Origin of the sequence: Nocardioides sp. (assembly GCF_036374615.1) — a bacterium.
In the GTDB taxonomy this organism is placed as follows: domain Bacteria; phylum Actinomycetota; class Actinomycetes; order Propionibacteriales; family Nocardioidaceae; genus Nocardioides.
Window position 1 is genome coordinate 1 of record NZ_DASUTK010000046.1, and the last position, 2590, is coordinate 2590.

The 2590-nt window shown below is 69.1% G+C and carries 3 protein-coding genes and 2 pseudogenes; 3 read left to right on the forward strand and 2 right to left on the reverse strand.

The genetic code is table 11. The features are described from left to right. A pseudogene (locus VFZ39_RS03875) lies at positions 1-208 on the forward strand (DUF2786 domain-containing protein); the annotation flags it as partial. 82 nt (positions 209-290) lie between these two features. On the opposite strand, the gene VFZ39_RS03880 reads toward VFZ39_RS03875, so the two are convergent. Continuing rightward, positions 291-974 (reverse strand): CPBP family intramembrane glutamic endopeptidase, encoded by a 684-nt coding sequence (locus tag VFZ39_RS03880; protein WP_330864409.1) that lies wholly within the window; start codon positions 972-974, stop codon positions 291-293. Positions 975-1081: 107 nt separating this feature from the next. On the opposite strand from VFZ39_RS03880, the gene VFZ39_RS03885 reads away from it, so the two are divergent. Both VFZ39_RS03885 and VFZ39_RS03890 read left to right on the forward strand, forming a co-directional pair. Then, positions 1082-1912 carry a DUF1707 SHOCT-like domain-containing protein gene (locus VFZ39_RS03885; protein WP_330864410.1) on the forward strand — a complete coding sequence of 277 codons (831 nt, stop codon included), beginning with the start codon at positions 1082-1084 and terminating at the stop codon, positions 1910-1912. Between the two features lie 40 nt (positions 1913-1952). After that, positions 1953-2135 carry a DUF1918 domain-containing protein gene (locus VFZ39_RS03890; RefSeq protein WP_330864411.1) on the forward strand — a complete coding sequence of 61 codons (183 nt, stop codon included), beginning with the start codon at positions 1953-1955 and terminating at the stop codon, positions 2133-2135. Here VFZ39_RS03890 and VFZ39_RS03895 read toward each other — a convergent pair. Then, a pseudogene (locus VFZ39_RS03895) lies at positions 2099-2590 on the reverse strand (hypothetical protein); the annotation flags it as partial. The gene VFZ39_RS03890 and the pseudogene VFZ39_RS03895 overlap by 37 nt on opposite strands.

Genomic DNA, 2590 nt, shown 5'->3' on the forward strand with positions numbered 1-2590 from the left:
GGACGCGGTCGCGGCGGAGGACACGGGCGGGCTGTTGCCGGTCCTGCGCGACCATGAAGCCAGGGTGGATGACGCCTTCGACGCCGTCGTTCCTCACACCACGCGCAGATCCACCTCGGCGACCGACGGCGAGGGCTGGGCTGCCGGGCACGCGGCGGCAGATCTCGCGCAGCTCGACGTCAACGGCCAGCTGCGATCTCAGCGGTGACCCGGTCGGACGAGCACTCGACGCGGGCTCGCAGCCCGTGCAGCATTCCAGTGGCCGTGGCGCCGGCTTGCCGCATCTGATCTCACCAGAGCCCGTGGATCGGCCCGACCGCGAAGAACGCGAGGAAGCCGAGGGTGTTGTTGAACCCGTGCGCGAGGACGGGGGCCCACAGCGTTCCATAGTGAAGCCGCAGCAGACTGAAGGCGACCGCATCGAGTGTCACGATGAGTACGCCGACGGCACCTTGCTCGCTGTGAGCGAAGCCGAACAGCACCGACGTCCCGATGACGGCGACGACTGTGGCGAGGCGACCGGAGCCGAGCGCCTCCCGGAACCGCGTCAGCAGGAATCCGCGGTACGCGAGCTCCTCGCCGAAGGCGGCCAGCGTCCAGCTCAGCAGCAGCAACGTCAGCAGCAGTCCGACGTCACCCTCGAGCCCGTCGAAAGCGCTCAGGTCCTGCCGTGAGCCGGACAGATGATTGGCCACCGGCATCGTCACCGCCAGCTGGAAGAGCGACCAGACGACGGCGAACGCGAGCATCTTGAGGATCAGCGGCATCGCGGCGGTGCGGTGCAGGCCGAGACTGCCCAACCACTCGCGCCGGATGCCGAGCGACGCTCCGACGAGGAGCAGCAGCACCAGGGTGGGGATGCCGAGGTCGGCGAGCACGACGATCGTCCCGAGCAGCGCTTCGACTGCGGCGACGACGACCCAGGTCCGTGCACGTCCGGCTGTCCCGAGACGCTCGTGAGTCGACGTGGGCATCAGGATCACCTGCCACCAGCACAGCCGGACGGGCGGTACGTCGCCAGAGGCGAAGGTCCTCCAGTCCACCGGTTCCGCCCGGACTGTCTGGGGCCTAGCCTTCCCCCGTGGTGGACCCGCAGAAGAAGGCGCGCGACGCAGATCGCGACGCCGCGATCGAGGTGGTGGAGGCGGCGTTCGCGGACGGGCAGATCAGCCGCCCCGACTACGACCTCCGCGTCGACCGGTTGCTGCGCGCGGCGACGATCGGCGAGCTTCAGATGCTGGTGCGGGACCTGCGACGGAGCGAGGACGACGAGGTCACGGAGGCGGTCGAGCAGGTCACGGAGGACGTGCCTGCGGCTCCGGCGCGGGCGACCCCCCGCCCGAACCTGACCGCGGTCAAGATCGTCCTGGCGGCGGCCGCGGCGGTGCTGGCGCTCGGGCTCGTCGTGCCGCTGGTCATCGTGGGGCGCGGGGAGAGCACAGGGGGCGGCAGCATGAGCGCCGGTTCGGTCGAGCCCGTGAGGACGATCAACCTCACGACTGCGAAGGGCTACAACCGGCTGGGCAAGGAGGTCGAAGCGAAGACCGGGTCGACAGTCGTGTTCAGCGCTGTCGTCTATCCGGGCTACGCCGTGATCGAGGTGCCTGTGGACGAGCAGAGCCAGCGTTCGTACGGCTGGTACTTCGACGGTGACTGGGACGAGTGGACGGGCAAGGGCACAGCCGACGAGGAGCGGTTCGACCTCGACGAGATCAATGGCCGGACCCTGGCTGCGCTGGTCAAGGAGGCACGAGGGCTGGTCGAGGACCCGAACACGTCGTACGTCATCGTCAACGCGGCGGGCCGCCCGGACGGCGTCTGCATGTCGGCCTACGCCAGCAACGAGTACGGCGAGACCGCATACCTCGATGCGCGCTGCGACGGGACGGTCGTGCGTACCTACGTCAGTTGAACCTCGGCGTATCGTGAGGTCCACAGGAGGTGATGAAGAAATGCAGGCCAAGGTGGGCGACCGACTGGTCGTCGAGAGCAACCGGGTCGACGCGCCGCGCCGTGAGGGGGAGATCCTCGAGGTGCGGGGTGAGAACGGTGGGCCGCCCTTCGTCGTCCGCTGGAACGACGGGCACGAGGGCTTGGCTTACCCGGGTCCTGACGCCCACATCGTGACCGGCTGATCACCGACGTACAGGTCGATTCCCGGAGGGGCGCTGAGGATCAGCTCCGCGTGGTCGGGGCGGAGTCGGCGCGAGCCGCGGTGGTCGACGACGTAGCAGTCGCCGTAGGGCGTCTGCCAGAGATGTCGGCCGGGTCCGGCTTGCCGACAGCGGAAGCCGCCGTGCGTCTTCCAGCGATGATGTCGGCGGCGTAGCGGGCCGGAGTTGTGCGTGCCGGTCTGGCCGGGCGGCCCGTCGGCGACGTACGGAGTCGGGTGGTCGAAGTCGACCTTGTCGCGGGTCGCGCTGCGCGGTGCGAACGGGAAGACGTCGCCACCGGTGAGGAGCCAGACCAGGTCCTTGAGGTTGTCCTCGTGCTCGTACCGGTCGCTGCGGATGCGACCCCTCAGGTCGATGACAGGAGTCACCTTCACGTCGGCGTGGCCGAGCAGCTCGCTGAGGCTCTGGACCAGCAT

What these genes read in the sequence shown, in the direction of transcription:
- VFZ39_RS03880 (WP_330864409.1), bottom strand. Translation starts at nt 974, where the DNA reads ATGCCCACGTCGACTCACGAGCGTCTCGGGACAGCCGGACGTGCACGG.
- VFZ39_RS03890 (WP_330864411.1), top strand. Translation starts at nt 1,953, where the DNA reads ATGCAGGCCAAGGTGGGCGACCGACTGGTCGTCGAGAGCAACCGGGTC.